This window comes from Agrobacterium sp. 22-223-1 (assembly GCF_053522385.1).
The window spans coordinates 598,304-617,708 of record NZ_JBNWCN010000002.1; the positions used below are offsets into that span (position 1 = coordinate 598,304).

A 19,405-nucleotide genomic window follows, 5' to 3' on the forward strand; every position below is an offset into this window, starting at 1 on the left:
CATTGCGTTATAGCTGGCAAGCCGATATCAGCCGTATCGGAATGAGTTACTCTCCATTCGTTTTTCTGAAGTCCAGTCAACACAAGCTCGGCGGAATTCTGCTACGAATGCGGCTTGTAGACGGGTCGGTTGCCAGTCGCTGCGGAACGTCAGGCCAATCTTCCGCTGTGAAGAGAAAGCGCTGGGGATTTCGACGAGAAGGCCGGCAAGCCTTTCAACAACGAACTGGTCTCGCGACATCAACGTTAGCCAGTCATCGTTGAGCATCAAGCCGCGACTGATCGTGACCGAATTGCTTTCGATCCGCATCGGCGGCGGGTCAATACCATGCTCCGTGAATATCGATTCCCATTTCAAGCGCATTGGCGCCCCGCTGGATGCAGTGATCCACGGGAAATCTCTCAGGCTCGTAAAGTCGACCTCTTTGCGCCGGGCCAGAGGGTGTTCCTTGCGTGCAACGATGACCAAGTCATCGTCAAACAATTCCTCTTGCACCACGTCCTTCACGGGTGAGGGATCACGAACGGCACCAATCAGCACATCCATTTGGCCATTGCGAAGATTGACGAGCAGGTCTGCGTACGGCCCTTCAACGACGGCGATACTGGCAGCTGGATTGGCACTGGAAAAACGAGCGAGAGCCCGTGGGAGCAAGATCGTCTGCGCCATGGGTAATGTTCCGATCGTCAGTCGGCCAGCACCATCACGATGAAGCGCCGCCAGTTCATCGAAACCGGCTTCAATTTCGGCAAGCGCCAGGCGTGCAAAGCGTAAGAGATGTGAGGCCGCGTGGGTTGGCTGAACTGTCCGCCCATGTCGCGTGAGAAGCAATACGCCAAGAAGCTGCTCGAGCTCTCGGGACGATCGATGCAAGGCAGGCTCTGATAGTGCGGTCATCTTTGACGCCAACGCAAAGCTGCCTGCCTGATCGACAGCGGTGAGTGCGCGCAACTGTCCGAACGTGATGCGACGTTCGATATTCGGCAATGCAGGCAAGCGGGCTGAGCGACGAACTCCCTGTCCGCCTCTGATAATGTAGGCGAGCGCCCGCTCTATTCGCTGCGTCATGAGGTGGCCCGCCTGGGTCATGACCACACCGCCGGGCTGTCGTTCAAGAAGAATATGCCCAAGCTGAGCTTCCACCTTGGCCACTGCCTGGGTCACGGCCGGCTGCGATAGGTTCATCGCGTTTGCGGCGCTGCTGATGCTACCTAAACGGCCGGCAATCGCGACGGCTTCGAAGTGACGAAAGTTGATCTCACGCTGCAAGGTCATATCGATACTTAACCAGAACTTATGGGCCATGCGCAAATCCATTTTGCCTTTTCAGGCGCTTTGTCCCTTAATTTGGGTCGGAGGTTGAAGAGGAGGTCTTCTACAAAGCCCAACGGGAAAGGTGACCTCTGTGTCTGGCCTTGCAACGGGATCGCTGGAGCGGGCCGGGTTGCTTTCCCTTCATCTCCATGGAGTTCGGATATCGAGCGAGCACAAGCGCGTGCTTGATGTCCGGGGAGTGGCATAGCGCCAATTATGTGCCGGGACCGCAATCCGAGACCCTGTCGGGGTCGGAGCTGAGGTTTCGGGAGGAGAATATCGCGTGACTTATTCAGGAATAAGCAGTCCTGTGCCGACAAGGCCGGGCAAGGTCGGCGAAAGCAGCCGGTTTGGCATTTTAGGGCAGCTCTGGTTTCAGGTTCTCGCCGGCACGGTGATCGGCATCCTGCTCGGCCATTTCGCACCGGAAATAGCGATTGCGATGAAGCCGTTCGGCGATGCTTTCATCAAGATGATCCGAATGATGATCGGGCCGATCATCTTCGTCACCGTTGTTCACGGCATCGCCGGCATGAACGACATGAAGAGCGTTGGCCGGGTTGCTTTGAAGTCGATCTTCTATTTTGAAGTCATTACCACACTTGCCCTGGTTTTCGGCCTTGTTGCCGTCAATCTATGGAAGCCCGGTGCAGGCATGAACATCGATCCGACGACGCTTGATGCATCATCGATCAAATCGTATGTCGCAACGGCGCATGATCAGTCAATGACCGCCTATTTCATGGGTATCATTCCTGACAGTTTCGTTAGCGCCTTCACGGAAGGGCACGTCCTCCAGGTACTGTTCATCTCCGTCCTCTTCGGTATTGCCCTGGCTTCCATCGGCGAGCGCGGCCGTCCGGTCTTTCATGTCATCGAGAGCGCGTCGCAGGGCTTCTTCAAGATCATCGGCTACATCATGTATTTCGCGCCGCTCGGCGCATTTGGAGCCATCGCATTCACCATCGGGCAGTTTGGTACGTCCTCACTCTGGTCGCTGGGTTCGCTGATTATCGAGTTTTTTGCGGTCTGTGCGCTCTTTACCGCAATCGTTTTCGGGATGATTGCGCACTGGTGCGGTGTCAGTCTGTTCCGGTTGTTCAGCTATCTGTGGGATGAAATCATCATTGTCGCAGCCACCACGTCGACCGAGACGGTGCTCCCGCGGCTCATCCAGAAAATGGGTAAGGCTGGTTGCGAGGAATCCGTCGTCGGGTTTGTCATTCCGGCAGGCTATTCGTTCAATCTCGACGGGACGTGCCTCTATCTCACGACGGTCGCGGTGTTTCTCGCCCAGGCAACGAACACGCCTCTCACCATCTGGCATGAATTGAGCCTAATCGGCGTGCTTCTCCTGACATCGAAGGGGGCTGCGGGCGTTGCGGGTGCGGCATTTGTCGTTCTTGCAGCCACGCTCAACACGACCGGCGCCATCCCTGTCGCGAGCATCGCTCTGATCCTCGGCATTCACCGCATTCTGGCCGAAGGGCTGACTTTCGTGAACCTCATCGGCAATTCCCTGGCATCGATTGTCATCGCCAAATGGGAAGGCAAGCTCGATGAAAAGATGCTGGCAGAGACGGTTGGCAATGTTCGCTTAAGACGCGCTCAAGGCGTTGTTGCCGCGTGAACCTCTCGCAGACTTTCTCATAGGTAAAAGGACTTATTGAAATGGGTATCGTTGTTCAAAATATCGAGCGGGTCGAAGCCGACATCATCAGGCGTCTTGGCGCGGCTGGTGTCGCTACGGTGCATGAGGCACAGGGCCGGAAGGGAATGTTGGCGAGCTACATGCGCCCGATCTATGCCGGTGGTCAGGTCGCTGGGTCGGCGGTCACCATTTCCTCGCCTCCTGGCGACAACTGGATGCTGCATGTTGCAATTGAACAGTTGAAGGACGGGGACATCCTTGTGTTGGCGCCAACCTCCCCCTGCGACAACGGTTATTTCGGCGATCTTCTGGCGACCTCGGCAATGGCCCGCGGCTGCAAGGGCTTGGTCATCGACGCGGGCGTACGTGATATCCGCGACCTGACGGCAATGGGTTTTCCGGTTTGGTCCAAGGCAATCTCCGCGCAGGGGACGGTGAAGGAGACGTTGGGCTCCGTCAACGTGCCGATTGTCTGTGCCGGTGCACATATAGAGGCCGGGGACGTTATCGTCGCCGATGATGACGGCGTATGCGTTGTCAAGCGCATCGAGGCGTCAACCGTACTCGCCGCTGCGGAAAAGCGGCTTGCGAACGAAGACGCCAAGCGCACCAAGCTTGCTGCCGGAGAACTCGGCCTGGATATCTACCATATGCGCCCGATGCTTGAGCAGAAGGGTCTCAAATATGTTTGAAGAAGGCATTCCGTGCCTTTGGATGCGCGGCGGCACATCCAAAGGGGCATATTTCCTCGGGCAACATATACCCGGTGAGCCGCGCGCGCGCGATGCATTGCTGCTCGCCATCATGGGATCGCCGGACCCGCGCCAGATCGATGGTATAGGCGGCGCCGATCCACTCACGTCGAAGGTCGCAGTTCTTTCACCTTCGACGCGCAATGATGCGGATGTCGACTACCTATTTCTGCAGGTTTTTGTCGACCAGGCTCTGGTGAGCGATGCGCAAGGATGCGGGAACATCTTGGCGGGGGTTGGCCCCGCCGCGATCGAACGCGGGCTCGTCACGGCAACAGACGGGGTCACCGAAGTCCGCATCCACATGGTCAACTCAGGGGAGGTGGCTGTGGCGAAGGTCTCTACCCCTGGTCAGCGCGTGGACTATCGAGGCGAAACCGAAATCGCCGGCGTACCGGGTCGCCACGCGGCTGTGCCGCTATTATTCGAGAACATTGCTGGATCGATGTGTGGATCATTGCTGCCCACCGGTAATGAAGCGGATGTTATTGATGGCATCTCTGCAACCCTCATAGACAACGGCATGCCATGCGTCGTGATGCGCGCCTCGGATTTCGGCCTGAGCGGCTCGGAGACGCGCGAACAAATTGAAGCCGATGCGGAACTGAAGCAGCGTATCGAAACGATCCGATTGAAAGCCGGGCCTATGATGAACCTCGGGGACGTCACAGCTGCTTCGGTTCCAAAGATGACTTTGGTCTCAAAAGCGTTCGATGGTGGAGCAATCTCCACCCGCAGCTTCATTCCCCATCGCGTCCATGCGTCGGTTGGCGTTCTGGCAGCCGTGACCGTCGCCACTGCAACGCAGCTAGCCAAGAGTCCGGCTGCGGAACTCGTCACGAAACCAGACAATGGCCGTTACAGGATCGAGCATCCCACCGGCGCCATGGAGGTATTTCTCGACATCGATGCTGACGGAAAGATCAAAGCGGCTGGCACCGTGCGAACGGCGCGCAAGCTTTTCGACGGGTTAGTGTTTCCTGCACCGATGGACTGACGATCACAACCGCTCATCACCGATGGAAGAGGAGCCTCGGCGGTGAGCGCTATCCAGGATCATCCAAAAACCAAGCTGCCCTGCGGCTTAAATGGGAGGAGAAGACATGAGACTGTTCGTTCGTAAGATCGCTGGTGGTTTTTGTAAAGCTAGGAGGTTCACCATGGCGGTTGGAGCATTTGCGTTGGCAGGTGTGTTTCCTAACTTTGCTGCGGCACAAAGTTACCCGGAGCGAGAGATCACCCTCGTTTTGCCTTTTGGTCCTGGAGGGATCGCCGACATAACTGCGCGCATCGTGTCGGATGCACTCGGCAAAAAGCTCGGACGTCAGATCATAATCATGAACCAGCCTGGAGCTGGTGGAGCGTCCGCGGCACGTGCCGTTCTCAATGCTGAGCCGGATGGCTACACGCTTGCCCTTTTTTCGAACGGAACGGCGATCAGCGTGCCGCTGTTTAAAAAGTTACCCTTCGATCCAGTTGCCGAGTTCGTACCGGTTTCCAGCCTTGCTTACTTCGATTTCGTTTTCGTCACCAAGGCGGGTAGCAAGTTCAACTCGCTGAAGGATGTTCTGGATGCCGCAAAGGCAGATCCGGGCGCGTTGAACGTTGGGACGATCAACACAGGCAGCAGCCAGAACCTCGCGGCTGAACTATTCAAATCATCCGCCGGGATAGATTTCACAATCGTTCCTTACAAGGCCACTCCTGACCTCCAAGTCGCATTGTTGGGAGGCGAACTCGACATGATCATTGACAGTCCATCGGCGTTAAAGGCCGCGTTGCAACAGAACAACGCCATTGCGATTGCTTCTTCCGGAGCTCAGCGATCAAGTCTTACAGGAGATGTTCCCACGGTCGCGGAGGCGGGTGTTACGGGCTTCGAAGTCACTTCGTGGAATGCTGTTTTTGCGCCCAAGGGGACGCCGCGAGAGGTATTGGATGTCCTCAATGGGGCCCTCAAGGAGGTGCTTGCGGACGAAGGGATAAAAAAGCGCTTTGCAGACTTGGGCGTTGAGGCACGTTCGAGCGAACCGCAGGAAATCGGAAAGCGGCTGGCAGATGATATCGCGAAATGGTCGTCGGTGATCAATCGTGCGGGTGTGCCGAAGCAGTGAAAAAATGGGTCGGCTTGGGTGCTCGCTATTCCATATCGGCTTTGGAATACTTGTCTACAATTTCAAGAAATTGGCGTTGAGGCGCGGTGGGCACCCAGTTGGCTCGAGTGGTGAGACCTATCGGGCGAGCCGTTTGCTCAAGGTCCGGCGATATGGATGAAATGAGGCCGCGCGACAGCTCTGCTTGAGCTTGGCGGTATGAGATGCATCCAAGGTGATCGGTTGTCAGCAGCAGTTCCCGCATTAGGATAAGCGAAGCCGATTCCACGATGCTGTCCGGACGACAGTTCCACCGTTCGAACATGCGATCGAACTGGGTACGAATTGGCGTTCCGGGCAGGCCGACGATCCAGGGGTATTCCACGAGCCTATCAGCTCGCACGGGCATATCTCTCAGTATCGGATGAGATTTCCCGGCAACGATCACAATTGTGTCGCTGAAGAGAAATGTTTGCTTAACGTCGGCAATCGGAAGTGGGTCGCGAAGGGCGCCGATCAGGAAATCGATCTCACCTCGACGCAGGCCGGCCAGAAGTTCGGCGTAAGGTCCGTCGACAATTTGAATTGTGATCTTTCTGCGCCAATTGCGAAATTCGGCGATGGCTCTTGGCAGTAAATACGAACGCGACAAGGGTAGCGCACCAACAACGATCTTGCCAACCTCTTCCGACCGCGTTTCCGCCAGATCGACTTCCGCCTGTATAAGTTCGGCAAAGGCGAGCCTTGCTGCCTCGGCAATGCTGACAGCCTGTTTCGTGGCTATGATGCCGTAAGATGTCCGCTCGAACAGTGGCTTGGCGGCCTCTGCCTCCAATTGTGTTACGGCGCGATGGACGGTGGGCTGTGCCAGACCGAGCCTACGAGCCGCCAGCGTAAAGTTGCCGGCTTCCTTGACCGCGATCAGCGCTTCAAGCTGGGATGTGGTTGCGATAAGTTTTAGCCGTGGACTGAGCTCGGTGAGGGCTGGATCGAGAAAATCGAAGGCGCGCCGTACGCGCCGCTCCAGAACCTGGCCTTCGGTATTGGGAAAAAGCCCCTGCGCCGTGCGCTCGAATAGCGGCGTCTTCAAAATGCGCTCGATCTTCGAAAGTGCCTGGGTGACTGCGGGCTGCGACAGATAGCAAAGCGCCGCCGCCCGGGTTACCGAATTGGTGTCGGCAACCGCGAGGAAGACCCGCAGATGTCGAAGATTGTGTTGAACGTTCGATGCGGTCTGAACCAGGGTCACGTCGGGAGGGATTTCAATATTGCATCTGCCCGCCCGGTCAGGCTGGCGTCGGTGATTTCGGCGTCGAGTTCGCCAAGTTGGCTTTGCCAGTCCACGGTGGCAAGGGCCATGCGATTGGGCAGGTTCAATTCGCTCAACGTCATCGCAACCTCGCGCATCTCAGCGGCGCGCCGTTTTCCATGGACCAGCATTCTCTCCAGATTGTATGCGGAACGAGCGGTCCAGTCTATGCCGGGGTCGGACGCCTGAAGCGAGGCGAGCACTTGTTGCTCGACGCCGGCGCGCCGAGCAGCCAGCATGCATTCTGCAGTTAGCGCCTCAAGCCCCTTGATCATCACCGAGCGAAGCATTTTGATCGAAGATGCCTCGCCGACGTTCTCGCCGGCAATCCGGGCCTTCATGCCGAGATCGGCCAGCAAAGCCAGCGCACTCGGTGCATTTTCGCCCGAAAGCAGGAGCGGCGTGCGATGCCGGCCGGGATGGACCGGAGACATGACAGCGACGTCGACATATCGGGCGCCCGCGCCTTCGATCAGCGCGGCGGCGGCTGACTTGGTCGCAGGGGAACAGGAATTGCAGTCGAGATAAAGGCTGTTTTCTTCAAGAAAGGGCAGGGCTGCTTTTGCCGCTTCCAACGCGCAGTCGGCCGTGACGAGGCTGAAGATCGCCGAACTGTCCTTGAAGGCTACTGCCCGCGTCTGAGCGCAGGTGACGTCGAGCTTTGCGCAGGCATCGATGAGCACATTATGTTGCGCCTTGTCCTCGATCTTGATATCGAAAGTTGAAACTAGGCCCAGTTTTTGCGCATCGATTTCGCTTCGCCAGCCGGAGACGAAGGCCTGAGCCGCTTCACCGAAGCCCAAAGTCGCTATTTTCAACATGATCTCTCCCGAACCGCGCGCCAACCCAATCTAATGTCCTGTGCAGGGGCGCGCGATGTCGCGCCCCTATTTTGTGCAGGTGATCAGGCGCTTACTGTGCCGGATCCTTCACTTTTTCAAAGGTCTTGAACTCAGTGTTGTAGAGCGCGCCTTCAACGCGCTCTACCTTGCGCATGTAGATATTCTGTACGATGTCGCGGGTGTCAGGGTCGATCGAAATTGGCCCGCGTGGGCTGTCGAGTTGCATACCCTTGGCCGCATCGACAAACTTATCGCCGCTGGTATCGCCCTTGGTCTTGTCGAGCGTCTTGTAGATAAGATCCAGCGAATCCCACGCAGCGGCAGCCACCATATTGGGGCGCATCCCGTCATTGCTCTTCTTGAAAGCTTCAACGAAGGCCTTGTTCTGAGGAGAATCGTGGTTGGTCGAGTAAGGTCCGCCTGTGATGACACCGATCACGGGGTCGCCCATGCTGTCGAGGATGTCGTCATCGGTGACGTCGGCCATGGCGATGACCTTGATGCCGGACTTGTCGAGACCGCGTTCGACGAACTGCTTCATGAAGGCAGCGCCTGCGCCGGTTGGCACGAAGACGAACAGCGCCTCAGGCTTTTCGTCGGCCGCACGCTGCAGGAAGGGGGCAAAATCCGGGTTAGCCAGCGGTACCTTGAGTTTCGATACGACCGTGCCGCCATTCGCTTCGATCGCTTTCACGAACCATTCCTCTGCATCTTTCCCCGGACCGTAATCCGACACCACGCTGACGAATTTCTTGGCGCCGTTTTCCGGCGCCCATTTGCCGATTACGCTGGCGACCTGAGGGATGGTCCAGGAGGTGCGCAGGATATATGGCGAGGCCTTCATGATCGACGAGGTCGCTGCTACCATGATGACCTGCGGGACCTTTGCGCGTTTGGACAATTGCGCCACGGAAAGTGCGGTCGGCGTATTGCCGAAACCGGTCAGGATCGAAACCTTGTCATTGGCGACAAGCTCCTGTGAAATTCGCAGCGCGTTATCCGGGACGCTGCCATCGTCCTTGACGATGAATTCGATCTTCTTGCCGCCGGCAGTCTCGCCATGGGTCGCCACATAAGCCTTCAACGCTGCGTTGATCTGGCGGCCGTTTGATTGGAAACCACCAGTCAACGGAATGACCACACCAACCTTGACACTGTCATCGGCGTGCAGCGTGGAGGCTCCCCCCGCCATCAGCGCAACCGCGGCCATCGCGCCTGTCAGGAACTTGTTCAATCGTTTCATTCTCTCCTCCTGTGTTTTGGTTTTCATTGTCCTGTGGTTTTTAAACTTGCGCGCCGACCCCCAGAAACCGACCCAGAGTCTGGTGATCGGCCGCAAGCGTCGAGCTTTGGCAGGCATGAGCGACGCTGCCCCGGTCAAGAATGATCGCCTCATCCGTGATGGAGAGGATCTGCTGGGCATGCTGCTCTACGATGATTGCCGCCATTCCTTCGTCGCGAACGATCTTCCTGATCGCAGCAAGAAGTTCCTCGACGATGATCGGCGCTAATCCTTCGGTCGGCTCATCAAGCAGAAGGACTTTCGGATTGAGGACCAATGCGCGGGCGATAGACAGCATCTGTTGCTCGCCTCCTGAGAGCTGATTGCCGAAATTCGAGCGCCGTTCTTCCAGCCGGGGAAAGAGCGCATACATGGAAGCAAGCGTCCATTTCCCCCGTCGCGCGACCGCCGTGATGTTCTCCTCGACGGTCAGCGAGCGGAAGATGCCGCGTTCCTGCGGCACCCAGCCGAGACCCGTCTCGACGCGGCGCTCCGGCATCATCTTCGTCACATCGAGGCCGTCGAGCGTGATCACTCCGCCATGGTGACGGGTCAGGCCCACCATGGTGTTGAGCAGTGTCGTCTTGCCGACGCCATTGCGCCCAAGCAGGGCCATGGCCTTGCCACGTTCGAGTGTAAGATCGATGCCGTGGATGACGGTCGCCTTGCCGTATCCGGCCGAAAGCGATGTTATGCTGAGCAGTTCACCCATGCTCTGCGCCTCCAAGATAGACTTGCTTGACCCGCTGGTCTTTCGAGATTTCCTCGACGGAGCCCTCCGCAAAGAGCGCACCGGCCACGAGAACGGAAATGCGATTGGCAAAATTGAAGACGAGATCCATGTCGTGCTCGATCAACAGAATGGAGACCTCGTTGGGAAGGGCGGCAATCCGCGCCATCACCTCCTTGCGATCGGCCTCGGGAACGCCGGCTGCCGGTTCGTCGAGCAGCAGAACCTTCGGCTTGCAGGCGACGGCTAGTGCGATCTCCAAGAGTCGCTGCTTACCATAGGGGAGAGAGGAGCATTTCTCGTCGAACACCGTGTCGAGTCCGAAGTCTTTCAGCAGTTGTGCGACTTCCGTTTCGGTCCCGGCAAACTTCGCCGCGGATCGCAAGCAGTTCCAGCCGCGCCCTTCGCGTTCAGTGATCACCAGCATCAGGCTTTCCACGACAGTGAGGCCCGCAAAAAGCTGGTTGATCTGGAAAGTACGCACGAGCCCACGATGAACGCGGCGTTCGCGGTTCAGCCCCGTCACGCTCTCGCCGTCAAGAAGTACATCACCACTCGAAGGGCGGATAACACCTGTTAGAAGGTTGATGAAGGTCGTCTTGCCGGCACCGTTCGGGCCGATTAGTGCATGGCGAGCGCCCTTGGCGAGACGAAAGCTGACATCGGTGGTCGCTTTCAACGCACCGAAGGTTTTGTTGAGATTTCGGGTTTCCAGTGCGACAGCCGTCATGACGCCTTGCCTTCGCTATTGAGGTTTCGGGACTGTGCGACGGTACGTTTTCTGCGCGTCAGCCTAGCGGTGAGTATTTCCACGGTTTGGCGTGGACGATCGCGTCCGATGATGACAAAGGCGATCAGCAGAAGTCCGAGCCAAAACTGCCAGTATTGCGGCGTGAGCGACGATAGCGTGTCCTGGATGAGTTTATAGACCAGGGCACCAACGATCCCGCCATACAGATAGCCGGTCCCACCGATCACGAGCACCATCAGGCCATCGGCAGATTTCTGAAACGATAGGACATCGAGTGAGATGAACTGCTGGGTCTGGGTAAAAAGCGCGCCGGCGATGCCGGCATAGGCACCGGAGAGTGTATAGACGACAATCAGGCGCGCCTTGACGGGAACCCCAATTGCAGATGCGCGCAAGGGATTGTCACGGATCGCTCTCAGCGAATAACCAAAGGGAGAGGCGACGATGAAGCGGGCGATGACGAACAGAACGAAGAGGACGGCGAGACTGTAGGCGTAGCCAGTATGACCATAAAAATCGAACTCGAAGCGTCCAAACAAGGGTTCGATCGTGATCCCTTGAAGTCCATCAGCGCCGCCGGTCAGCCAACTCGCCTGGTTGGCGATCTCATGCAGGACCGCGGCGACGCCGAGCGTGACCATCAGCCGCGTCAGATCCGCCCCGCGCAAAAGGAGCAGGCTTGTCGGCAAAGCGACTGTCGCTCCAGCAAGGGCAGCGATCAGGAGCCCGGTCAACGGTTCACCAGTGACATAGATCGAAAACAGTCCGCTCGCATAAGCGCCAACGCCAAACATTGCAGCCTGGCCGAGCGTCACGATACCGGCATAGCCGAGTACGAGGTCGATCGACAGCGCAAGGACGGCAAAGCCGACAATCTCGGTCAGGATCAGATGCTCACCTGGAGCTAAGAACCATGCGGCCACGGCGCAAACCCAGAAGATGATCTCGAGCGGCGACCAGCGAGTTTTGCGCCGCATGCCGGCATCGATGTTAGCGGGAATGACGGGGGCTTCTGTTTTGCTGTGCGGCATTAGTTCGCCCTTGCGAAAAGGCCCTGCGGGCGCACGACCAGCACCGCGACGAGGACGATATAGAGGATAAAGCCGCCAAGCGACGGGACGTAATATTTGCCGAGCACGTCGGCGACGCCGAGAAGGATCGAGGCGACCAGGGGGCCGGTCATGCTGGATGTGCCGCCGACGGACACAACGATCAGGAAATAGACCATGAACTTCAACGGAAAGGTTGGGTCGAGGCCCAAGATCTCAGCGCCGAGCGCGCCGCCAAGGCCGGCAAGGCCGGAACCAACGGCGAAGGTCACGGCAAAGATCGTGTTGACCCGGATGCCAACTCCACGGGCGACGCGCCGGTCATCAACCGACGCCCGCAGTCGGCTGCCAAAACGCGTGCGGGCAAGAACAAGCTGAAGTGCGACAGCAAGAATACCGCAGACGACGATCAGAAAGGCGCGATAGACGCCGATGCCGACACCGAATATCGTCAGGCGGCCGTGTAGGTATTCCGGCAGTCTGAGGATCTGCTGCTGCGATCCCATGACGTAGTCGATCCCGGCTACGGCGACAAATACGATGCCGATCGAAAACAGCACCTGGTCGAGATGACTCTTGTCGTAAAGGCGGCAATAGAGCGTCTTTTCCAAGAGCCCGCCCACAAGTGCGGTGACGAGGAAAGCGGCTGGCAGGGACAAAAGAAAAGGCACGCCCAAGCGGTTGGTCAGGATGACCGTGACATAGCCGCCGGCCATGGCGAAGGCACCGTGGGCGAGATTGATAAAGTTCATGAGCCCGAGGGTAACGGCCAGTCCGCATGACAATACGAACAGCAGCATCCCGTAGGCGAGCCCATCGAATAGAAGGGTCAGCATTTTTCCTCCCGACAGATGCCCTCCTCCTCAGAGCGGCACCAAACTCGAACTTTCTCCATGGCAATCGCGAGAGCGGCGCCAGTTCGAGGCCCAAGGCTTACGCCAATGTTGGATAATGCCTATTTCAAATTGGCGTGGTCATCATAAAAAATAGCTATAGCTGTCTGTTTTTCGGAGCCGGTGCCTATAGCAATATCTTATGGATTTGAGCGGAAATCCAAATTGGCAAATCGGCCTTCGAAGCATGGAATCTCTGCCAAGAGGAAGGAGATCATCATGTCTGAGAAAAAGACGGCGCTTGTCATCAGCGCGCATGCCGCGGATTTCGTCTGGCGCTGCGGCGGCGCAATCGCGCTCCATGCGGAAATGGGATATGACGTTACTGTCGTATGCCTGTCGTTCGGCGAGCGTGGCGAGTCCGCCAAGCTCTGGAAACAGCCCGGAATGACCTTGGACAGGGTTAAATCCGCGCGTCGAACGGAAGCCGAGCAAGCAGCCAGAACGCTTGGCGTTCATAACATCATCGGTTTCGAGCTCGGGGATTATCCGCTTCGACTGACGGACGAGGACAAGTATCGCCTGGTCGATGTGATCAGGGATGTGCAGCCGTCCTTCATGCTCAGTCATTCGCAATATGATCCCTATAATACCGACCATATGTATGCGACGCAGGTTGCACTGGAAACCCGAATGATCGCCCAGGCATGGGGCCATAATCCTGGCGAAAAAGTTCTTGGTGCGCCGCAACTCTACCTCTTCGAGCCGCATCAGACCGAACAGATGGGCTGGAAGCCGGATGTATTCCTCGATATCACCTCTGTCTGGGAGAAGAAGCGCGCGGCGATCGAATGCATGGAGGGCCAAGAGCATCTGTGGGAATTCTACACCCGCGTCGCTCAGAACCGCGCCAATCACTTCCAGCGTAATTCCGGCGGCCAGTCGGGCGGTCGGGCAGTACAATATGCAGAAGGCTTTCAGTCCGTCTTCCCGCGAACGGTCGATGAACTCTGACAGGCCTTGGGGAGGAAAAAAATGGAGCAGTGCTTTGATATCGCGCATCTGGCGCATGTCGAGATGTATTCGGACAGGTTCGAGGAAAGTCTCGATTTCTTTGTGACCGTCTACGGTCTGACCGTGACCGACAGGGACGAAAACTCGGCCTATCTGCGGGCTTGGGATGACTACGAGTTTCACACGCTGAAACTGACCCGCCACACGACTACGGGTGTCGGCCATATTGCCTATCGAGCGAGTTCCCCGCAGGCACTGGAGCGGCGGGCAAGTGCCATCGAGGCGAGTGGCTACAAGGTAATCGGCTGGGTCGACGGCGATCTTGGGCACGGCCGGGCGTTTCGTTTCGAGGATCCTTTCGGTCATGTGTTCGAGATCTATTACGACACCGTTCGCTATCGGCCGCCACTCGAGGAAACGCCAAAACTCAAGAATTTGGCACAGCGTTTCCATGGACGCGGATGCCACCCGCGTCGCCTCGATCATCTCAATCTTCTCGCATCCGACGTTTCTGAATTTCGCGGGTTCATGGAAACCTGCCTCGGCTCGAGGGTGACGGAGATGATTCAGTTGGACAATGGCAGGGTCGGCGGATGCTGGTTTACCGTCAATAACAAGACCTATGATCTTGCCTGCACGGAAGAGCATGGGCGCGCCGATGGCCGTCTGCATCATGTCACCTATGCGACCGACACGCGCGAGGATATCCTGCGTGCCGCCGATATATTCCTGGAAAACGGCGTGCATATCGAGACTGGCCCGCACAAACATGCAATCCAGGGCACCTTCTTTCTCTATGTCTGGGAGCCGGCCGGAAATCGCGTCGAGCTTGCCAACGCTGGTGCACGGTTGATCCTGGCGCCCGACTGGGAGCCGGTCGTGTGGACGGAGACGGATCGCAAGAAGGGCCAGGCCTGGGGTCTCAAAACCATCGAGACATTTCATACCCACGGCACGCCGCCGTCGGACAGATAAGGAAGCAATATGAAGAAGCTCTGCGTCAGCGGAAGGCCGCTGACGCTTGAAGGAGCGGTGCGCGCATCCAGCCAAACTCCTTCCGTTTCGGGCGGATTCAGTCTCGGTGGTTTGGGTATGGGGACAGCACTCTCGAGCAGATCATTGCGGGTGCCAATCAAGCCATGTGCAAATTTCTTGATCACTTTCGATAGCATATCTCATGATAGTGAAGTTTCCCGGCCAAAGAACGGACGAAAGGAATTTGAAAGGGTGAACTGTGTAATCGTCGATCTTATCAAACTGAACCGCGGTTTGTGCGCGGTATCGGTTACTGCTGGTCGATGACATCGGATGTGGCTCGATATCTCAGATCGCCGCCCACAGCGGTCCCTTTATGGGAAACGCAGCGAAGTCGTGATTGATGGTGTCGAGAATGGCGGTTGCCCGCAATGCGAGCCAACTCGTCAAAACAGGAGATATAGAACCATGCTTTCGGGCGACCCTTGATGCCATTTGATCGGCGGATCGACGTTCAGCAGCGTCCGCCAGAAGCTCGGCGCGAGGGAAGCCGGCCAAACGTTGTTCAATCGATTGCGCGAACTGTTCTGGAAATTTTTCTCCATTATCTGGCTGATGATGGCCGCATCGATCGCGGATTGCTCACATTCAGCGTGCTACTCAATGTTAGCGCCATTTCCGAGGACATCGCGCCAGTGACGGGTCTTTTCCCTTGATGTTGCGGAGCGATTGCTTTCGCGAGAGAGATTAGAACAGTGAAGGCTTGCGCACGCGCGGCCAACGCCGCGCCTTAGCCCGTTGGCCTAACGGTCTCTGCCATTGGCCGGCGACCGCTTATCAAAGCGTCGTTGATGCAAAGAGTGTCCGCAGCGTCATCGTCATCGCGCAGGAACCGGGGCCGTCTGGCTTCACGAAGGGCAAAAGTATTATCGCCTGAGCTTGCGGATATTCCGGCCATTTTCCCGCGGCAGCGATGCAATGCAACTGCACGAAACGGCTTTGGCCTTGCCTAGCCATCACAAAGCAGGAGATCGAGCGGCATTGTGGTCGTGTTTGGGCATCGACAGCTGCTAGACGCTGTCACTCTGGAGATTCCAAGGCAGACCGTGTCCGCAAGAGTGCGGTTGATAAGAATGACAAACGGAGGCGCGCAGCGATTTCCGGAAAGCGCAGTCTCGACGTCCACCCGCGAGCGGGATTCTATGCCGAAAAGGTATATCTGAAAGCAAAGTTATGAAACTAGTGATATCGGGGGAGAGTGATATGGTTGGGATGCGATGGGAGTGAGGCATCGTCGCATTGCGAGATTTTCTAATTTACGAATTACACGAAAGCGGCGGTCGCGCGGCATCGGCACTTCGGTGCATCTGCCCGTGCCGGCTCAGGAGGTTTTATGGTATCGACACGAAACTGGAAAGTAGCACTGGCGGGCGAATGCATGGTGTGTCGCCCCTTCTCCATGCATGACGAACCCGAATTCAAGGAAGTTTGGGATGTCCTGAAGGAGGCCGACGTCACTTACGGCCATCTGGAAATGAATTTTGCCGATTACGATGAGCTCAAGTACCCGGCGCGCGGTCAGGGTATCGGCAGTTTCATGATGGCGGACCCGGAGATTGCCAAGGATCTCAAGTGGGTCGGCTTTGACATCATGTCTACGGCGCACAACCACAGCTTCGATTTCGGGGCTGAAGGTCTAATCGCAACCAAGAAGCATATGAAGGCCGCTGGCATCGTCACCGCAGGCACCGGCGCGGATCTTGAGCTCGCAAGCGAGCCGGGGTACGTCGAAAAGAAAAACGGTCGCGTTGCGCTCGTTTCGACCAGCTCGGGCAACCAGCATTTCATGTGGGCAGGCATGCCGAAGGGAGCCCTCAAGGGCCGCCCCGGCGTCAACCCCCAACGTTTGACCTTCGAATTCATGGTTGATGCGGAGACTGCCAGAAACCTCAAGGATTTCGGCAACAAGCTCAACGTGATGAAGAAGCCAAAGCATGGCCGCGAGGGCTCCTTCGGCATCCAGATCCCCGGCGCGCAGCAATGGGGCGATCCGGAATCCTTCTTTGTCGGCGATCGTTGCGAGATCATCAGTCGTTGCCACAAGCGCGACCTGGAGCGCAACCTGCGTTCGGTCCATGAAGCGCGATCGATGGCGGACCTGGTCATCGTGGCGCATCACTTCAGCGTCTCCGACGGCCCCCGCGGAGATACTCCGCCCGGCTTCGTCAAGGAATTCGCGCGTGCGGTCATCGATGGCGGCGCCGATGTCTATGTCGGCCACGGCTGGCACCGAACGCTCGGTATCGAAATTTACAATGGAAAGCCAATCTTCTACGGTATCGGCAATTTCTTTGCGCAGTCCGAATTCATACAGCGCGTTCCCTACGACAGCTACGATGCCTGGGGTCACGATGTGGATCGTCTGTCTACGCTGACGCCCGCTGCCCATCCGCTTCATCCGGGCCTCGATACGCCTTCCGACACCTGGTGGAGTTCTGCGATTATCAAGCTTGAGATGGAGGGCGAAAAGCTGAGGCGCATCCTTCTGCATCCGGTGGAAATGGGGCGCGACTCGTCGCCCGAGGTCAAGCAGACTCGACGCACCGGCAATGGTGATCACCACAATACCGAAGGCCGGCCAATGGCGGCAAAGGGAGAGGATGCCGTCCGTATCATCGATCGCTACCGTCGTCTCTCCGAGCCGTTTGGGACGAGGATCGAGATCAGGAATGGCGTGGGCGTCGTCGATCTCTAATCAGGACCTGCTTGCAGCGGCTTGTGCCGCTGCAAGCAGCTATAGAAGAGAACAATAACTGAGCCTTTGAAAGGCCAGGCATTCGAAAGGGAGGTGACGAATGCTTTATGTCAACGACGTCATTGTTGGTGACGGAGCTGCGTCGATCGCGGAGGGCCCCACGCCTTTGCTGGACGTTCGCGACCTGACGGTCTCCTTTCCGGGGCCAATGGGCTCTTTGCAGATCGTAAGAGGTCTGAGCTACAAGATCCCGCGCGGCCAGACCCTGGGCATTGTCGGGGAAAGCGGCTGCGGCAAGACCATGACATCGCTTGCTCTACTCGGTCTGGTGGCGGGCGGGGGCAAGGTTGGCGGGAGGATCGATTTCACCGGCAAGAACCTTGCCAGCTTCAGCCAGCGCCAGTGGCAGCAGGTCCGCGGACGAGAGATCGCCATGATCTTCCAGGAGCCGATGACTGCCATGAACCCTGTCATGCCGGTGGGCCGCCAGATAGCCGAGGTGCTGATAAAGCACGAGAAGCTCGGTAAGGGCGAAGCGCAAAAGCGGGCGGTGGACCTGCTTGCGCAGGTCGGCATACCGTCGCCGGCGCGCCGTGCGGAGGACTATCCGCACCAACTCTCCGGCGGCATGCGCCAGCGCGCGATGATCGCCATGGCGCTTGCTTGCCGCCCCCAGCTTCTGATCGCCGACGAACCGACGACCGCACTCGACGTGACCATCCAGGCGCAGATTCTCGACCTCATGCTGACGCTGCAGGACGACGCACACATGTCGATCCAGTTCATCAGCCATAACCTCGCTGTCGTCTCCGAGATCGCCCATGCGATCATGGTGATGTATGCCGGCAAAGCGGTCGAATACGCGCCGGCCGACACACTGTTCGCCAATCCGCTGCATCCCTATACGCAAGGATTGATCCAGACGTTGCCGGACCCTGACAAGCGGGTCGATCGTCTCTACGTGATACCCGGCCGTGTCACCTCGGACGTCACCGCAGGATGTCGTTTCGCTAAACGCTGTCCTTATGCGGACGAAACGTGCCGGCAGATAGAACCGGACCTTCTTGAAGTTGTCCCCAACCATCACGTCGCCTGCCACAGGGTTAAGCCATGACCGAACTGCTAAAGCTCGACCATATCAACGTTGACATTCCAATTGGCGGCGCGTTCATGAAGCCTGCACTCTGGCTTCAGGCCGTAAACAACGTGTCGCTGAGCGTTGCCAAGGGCGAAACGCTGGCGCTCGTCGGAGAAAGTGGCAGCGGAAAATCGACGCTTGGCTATGTCGTGGCCGGCCTGCGCAAGCAGACCGCAGGCTCCGTAACGTTCAACAGTGAGAGGCGCGATAGCAACACGGGTGCCGCGGTGCAAGTCATTTTCCAGGATCCATTTTCCGCGCTCGATCCGCGCATGGTGGTCGGGGAGATTGTTGCCGAGCCTTTGAGGCTCAAGGGCGTGCCGTCGGACCAGCGGCAGGCGAGGGCAATCGAGGTGCTGGGGCAGGTGGGGCTGCCGCCGGACGCCGCGCGGCGTTATCCGCACCAATTTTCCGGCGGCCAGCGCCAACGTATCGCGATTGCCCGCGCGCTTATCGCCGAGCCGGAATTGATTGTCGCCGACGAGCCGCTTTCGGCTCTCGATGTCTCGATCCAAAGCCAGGTGCTCAACCTGCTGGACGACATCAAGAAGCAACACGGCATCAGCTACCTCTTCATCAGCCATGATCTCGGCGTCGTTCGCCATCTGGCGGACAGGGTCGCGGTTCTCTATCTCGGCCGATTGATGGAAGTGGCGGCGTCCGAAGACCTGTTCGTCACGCCGAGTCATCCTTATACGCAGGCCTTGCTTGCAGCCGTGCCGCGCATCGGCAGGGGGCGCCGGAAGAAAGAGCAGATCCTTATGGGTGAAATTCCGTCACCCTTGGCGCCACCTTCCGGCTGCGTCTTCCACACCCGCTGTCCGAAAGCACAGGATATCTGCAAACAGGAGCGCCCAGCGCTTCTGCCTGCACCCGGACGGGCCACCCAGCTTTCCGCGTGCCACTTCAAGGAGTGA

18 protein-coding genes are annotated in these 19,405 nt (G+C 57.8%); 10 read left to right on the forward strand and 8 right to left on the reverse strand.

All coding sequences use genetic code 11. The features are described 5' to 3' along the window. Positions 1 to 27 precede the first annotated feature (27 nt). Positions 28 to 1,305, reverse strand: coding sequence for a LysR substrate-binding domain-containing protein (locus tag ACQZ60_RS14905; RefSeq protein ID WP_236760057.1), 1,278 nt, complete (start codon positions 1,303 to 1,305; stop codon positions 28 to 30). Between the two features lie 319 nt (positions 1,306 to 1,624). Here ACQZ60_RS14905 and dctA point away from each other — a divergent pair, with 319 nt between their 5' ends. The 4 genes from dctA to ACQZ60_RS14925 all read left to right on the forward strand — a co-directional run bounded on the left by dctA (position 1,625) and on the right by ACQZ60_RS14925 (position 5,831). Beyond that, on the forward strand, positions 1,625 to 2,944 hold the full coding sequence (gene dctA / locus ACQZ60_RS14910; protein WP_149622555.1) for a C4-dicarboxylate transporter DctA: 1,320 nt from the start codon (positions 1,625 to 1,627) through the stop codon (positions 2,942 to 2,944). 41 nt (positions 2,945 to 2,985) lie between these two features. Next, positions 2,986 to 3,657: a 4-carboxy-4-hydroxy-2-oxoadipate aldolase/oxaloacetate decarboxylase gene (locus ACQZ60_RS14915; RefSeq protein WP_149622381.1), complete on the forward strand. Its 672-nt coding sequence runs from the start codon at positions 2,986 to 2,988 to the stop codon at positions 3,655 to 3,657. After that, positions 3,650 to 4,714 carry a 4-oxalomesaconate tautomerase gene (locus ACQZ60_RS14920; RefSeq protein WP_149622382.1) on the forward strand — a complete coding sequence of 355 codons (1,065 nt, stop codon included), beginning with the start codon at positions 3,650 to 3,652 and terminating at the stop codon, positions 4,712 to 4,714. The genes ACQZ60_RS14915 and ACQZ60_RS14920 overlap by 8 nt, the downstream gene beginning before the upstream one ends. 106 nt (positions 4,715 to 4,820) lie before the next feature. After that, positions 4,821 to 5,831: a Bug family tripartite tricarboxylate transporter substrate binding protein gene (locus ACQZ60_RS14925; protein WP_149622383.1), complete on the forward strand. Its 1,011-nt coding sequence runs from the start codon at positions 4,821 to 4,823 to the stop codon at positions 5,829 to 5,831. Between the two features lie 25 nt (positions 5,832 to 5,856). Here ACQZ60_RS14925 and ACQZ60_RS14930 read toward each other — a convergent pair whose 3' ends face one another. The 7 genes from ACQZ60_RS14930 to ACQZ60_RS14960 form a co-directional block, all read right to left on the reverse strand. Further along, positions 5,857 to 7,059 carry a LysR family transcriptional regulator gene (locus tag ACQZ60_RS14930; protein WP_149622384.1) on the reverse strand — a complete coding sequence of 401 codons (1,203 nt, stop codon included), beginning with the start codon at positions 7,057 to 7,059 and terminating at the stop codon, positions 5,857 to 5,859. Continuing rightward, on the reverse strand, positions 7,056 to 7,940 hold the full coding sequence (locus tag ACQZ60_RS14935; RefSeq protein WP_149622385.1) for an NAD(P)-dependent oxidoreductase: 885 nt from the start codon (positions 7,938 to 7,940) through the stop codon (positions 7,056 to 7,058). Before ACQZ60_RS14935 ends, ACQZ60_RS14930 begins: the two co-directional genes overlap by 4 nt. Positions 7,941 to 8,031: 91 nt before the next feature. Beyond that, complete coding sequence (locus ACQZ60_RS14940) at positions 8,032 to 9,204, reverse strand: ABC transporter substrate-binding protein (protein ID WP_149622386.1); 1,173 nt, start codon at positions 9,202 to 9,204, stop codon at positions 8,032 to 8,034. A gap of 40 nt (positions 9,205 to 9,244) precedes the next feature. After that, positions 9,245 to 9,955 carry an ABC transporter ATP-binding protein gene (locus ACQZ60_RS14945; protein ID WP_149622387.1) on the reverse strand — a complete coding sequence of 237 codons (711 nt, stop codon included), beginning with the start codon at positions 9,953 to 9,955 and terminating at the stop codon, positions 9,245 to 9,247. Continuing rightward, entirely contained in the window at positions 9,948 to 10,703 is a 756-nt protein-coding gene (locus ACQZ60_RS14950; protein ID WP_153315401.1) for an ABC transporter ATP-binding protein, read from the reverse strand. Before ACQZ60_RS14950 ends, ACQZ60_RS14945 begins: the two co-directional genes overlap by 8 nt. Beyond that, positions 10,700 to 11,755, reverse strand: coding sequence for a branched-chain amino acid ABC transporter permease (locus tag ACQZ60_RS14955; protein ID WP_153315403.1), 1,056 nt, complete (start codon positions 11,753 to 11,755; stop codon positions 10,700 to 10,702). Before ACQZ60_RS14955 ends, ACQZ60_RS14950 begins: the two co-directional genes overlap by 4 nt. After that, the gene (locus ACQZ60_RS14960; RefSeq protein WP_149622390.1) at positions 11,755 to 12,609 is read right to left on the reverse strand and encodes a branched-chain amino acid ABC transporter permease; all 855 of its coding nucleotides are present in this window, start codon (positions 12,607 to 12,609) and stop codon (positions 11,755 to 11,757) included. The genes ACQZ60_RS14955 and ACQZ60_RS14960 overlap by 1 nt, the downstream gene beginning before the upstream one ends. 276 nt (positions 12,610 to 12,885) lie before the next feature. On the opposite strand from ACQZ60_RS14960, the gene ACQZ60_RS14965 reads away from it, so the two are divergent. The 6 genes from ACQZ60_RS14965 to ACQZ60_RS14990 all read left to right on the forward strand — a co-directional run bounded on the left by ACQZ60_RS14965 (position 12,886) and on the right by ACQZ60_RS14990 (position 19,405). After that, entirely contained in the window at positions 12,886 to 13,620 is a 735-nt protein-coding gene (locus ACQZ60_RS14965) for a PIG-L deacetylase family protein (protein WP_149622391.1), read from the forward strand. A gap of 21 nt (positions 13,621 to 13,641) precedes the next feature. Further along, positions 13,642 to 14,595 carry a VOC family protein gene (locus ACQZ60_RS14970; RefSeq protein ID WP_149622392.1) on the forward strand — a complete coding sequence of 318 codons (954 nt, stop codon included), beginning with the start codon at positions 13,642 to 13,644 and terminating at the stop codon, positions 14,593 to 14,595. Between the two features lie 488 nt (positions 14,596 to 15,083). Continuing rightward, positions 15,084 to 15,311, forward strand: a complete 228-nt coding sequence (locus ACQZ60_RS14975; protein ID WP_149622393.1) for a hypothetical protein — start codon at positions 15,084 to 15,086, stop codon at positions 15,309 to 15,311. 677 nt (positions 15,312 to 15,988) lie between these two features. Then, positions 15,989 to 17,350: a CapA family protein gene (locus ACQZ60_RS14980; RefSeq protein WP_149622394.1), complete on the forward strand. Its 1,362-nt coding sequence runs from the start codon at positions 15,989 to 15,991 to the stop codon at positions 17,348 to 17,350. A 100-nt stretch (positions 17,351 to 17,450) separates the two neighbouring features. After that, complete coding sequence (locus ACQZ60_RS14985; RefSeq protein WP_149622395.1) at positions 17,451 to 18,464, forward strand: ABC transporter ATP-binding protein; 1,014 nt, start codon at positions 17,451 to 17,453, stop codon at positions 18,462 to 18,464. After that, positions 18,461 to 19,405, forward strand: a complete 945-nt coding sequence (locus ACQZ60_RS14990) for an ABC transporter ATP-binding protein (RefSeq protein ID WP_149622396.1) — start codon at positions 18,461 to 18,463, stop codon at positions 19,403 to 19,405. The genes ACQZ60_RS14985 and ACQZ60_RS14990 overlap by 4 nt, the downstream gene beginning before the upstream one ends.

Excerpts from the sequence above, each read along its gene's own strand:
- ACQZ60_RS14905 (WP_236760057.1), bottom strand. The coding sequence starts at position 1,305 with ATGGCCCATAAGTTCTGGTTAAGTATCGATATGACCTTGCAGCGTGAG.
- ACQZ60_RS14915 (WP_149622381.1), top strand. The coding sequence starts at position 2,986 with ATGGGTATCGTTGTTCAAAATATCGAGCGGGTCGAAGCCGACATCATC.
- ACQZ60_RS14920 (WP_149622382.1), top strand. The coding sequence starts at position 3,650 with ATGTTTGAAGAAGGCATTCCGTGCCTTTGGATGCGCGGCGGCACATCC.
- ACQZ60_RS14925 (WP_149622383.1), top strand. The coding sequence starts at position 4,821 with ATGAGACTGTTCGTTCGTAAGATCGCTGGTGGTTTTTGTAAAGCTAGG.
- ACQZ60_RS14935 (WP_149622385.1), bottom strand. The coding sequence starts at position 7,940 with ATGTTGAAAATAGCGACTTTGGGCTTCGGTGAAGCGGCTCAGGCCTTC.
- ACQZ60_RS14940 (WP_149622386.1), bottom strand. The coding sequence starts at position 9,204 with ATGAAACGATTGAACAAGTTCCTGACAGGCGCGATGGCCGCGGTTGCG.
- ACQZ60_RS14945 (WP_149622387.1), bottom strand. The coding sequence starts at position 9,955 with ATGGGTGAACTGCTCAGCATAACATCGCTTTCGGCCGGATACGGCAAG.
- ACQZ60_RS14950 (WP_153315401.1), bottom strand. The coding sequence starts at position 10,703 with ATGACGGCTGTCGCACTGGAAACCCGAAATCTCAACAAAACCTTCGGT.
- ACQZ60_RS14955 (WP_153315403.1), bottom strand. The coding sequence starts at position 11,755 with ATGCCGCACAGCAAAACAGAAGCCCCCGTCATTCCCGCTAACATCGAT.
- ACQZ60_RS14960 (WP_149622390.1), bottom strand. The coding sequence starts at position 12,609 with ATGCTGACCCTTCTATTCGATGGGCTCGCCTACGGGATGCTGCTGTTC.
- ACQZ60_RS14965 (WP_149622391.1), top strand. The coding sequence starts at position 12,886 with ATGTCTGAGAAAAAGACGGCGCTTGTCATCAGCGCGCATGCCGCGGAT.
- ACQZ60_RS14970 (WP_149622392.1), top strand. The coding sequence starts at position 13,642 with ATGGAGCAGTGCTTTGATATCGCGCATCTGGCGCATGTCGAGATGTAT.
- ACQZ60_RS14975 (WP_149622393.1), top strand. The coding sequence starts at position 15,084 with ATGCCATTTGATCGGCGGATCGACGTTCAGCAGCGTCCGCCAGAAGCT.
- ACQZ60_RS14980 (WP_149622394.1), top strand. The coding sequence starts at position 15,989 with ATGGTATCGACACGAAACTGGAAAGTAGCACTGGCGGGCGAATGCATG.
- ACQZ60_RS14985 (WP_149622395.1), top strand. The coding sequence starts at position 17,451 with ATGCTTTATGTCAACGACGTCATTGTTGGTGACGGAGCTGCGTCGATC.
- ACQZ60_RS14990 (WP_149622396.1), top strand. The coding sequence starts at position 18,461 with ATGACCGAACTGCTAAAGCTCGACCATATCAACGTTGACATTCCAATT.